General features: G+C 69.7%; 1 protein-coding gene. It reads right to left on the bottom strand.

Translation table 11 applies throughout. The features are described from left to right. The coding region (locus G3I78_RS49495; protein ID WP_164437229.1) for a metallophosphoesterase at positions 1 to 412 on the bottom strand (412 nt) is incomplete at both ends.

Here is a 412-nt window from a genome sequence, read left to right as displayed (position 1 = left end):
AAGGCCAGCTCCAGCTCGGGCAGTTTCAGGCGGCCGCGGGTGTTGGTGAGGTTCACCCAGCCCGCCGCGTCGAAGGCGTCCCGCAGCTCCTCCCACGGGTTGTGCACGGCGCCGACGACGGGCTTGTTGCCGTTCAGCCCGTGCCGCCCCTGGACCTTCTCGATCAGGTAGCGCCCGGGGTTGCGCAGCCGCGGCCTGTAGTAGTCGTTCGACCCGAAGACGTACACCCCGGGGAAGGACATCAGGGGGCCCAGGGCGTCCAGTACCTCCGGAACGCCCTCCGTGTCGGAGAGGTTGTCGCCCGTGATCACCACGAAGTCCGGCCGCAGGCCGGCCAGCGACTGCAGCCAGGCGCGCTTCTTGTGCTGCCCGCCGACCATGTGGATGTCGGCGACCTGGAGGACTCGCAGCG

Origin of the sequence: Streptomyces sp. SID13726, from assembly GCF_010548375.1 — a bacterium.
Taxonomy (GTDB): Bacteria; Actinomycetota; Actinomycetes; order Streptomycetales; family Streptomycetaceae; genus Streptomyces.
This window is presented reverse-complemented; position numbering and strand designations above follow the sequence as displayed.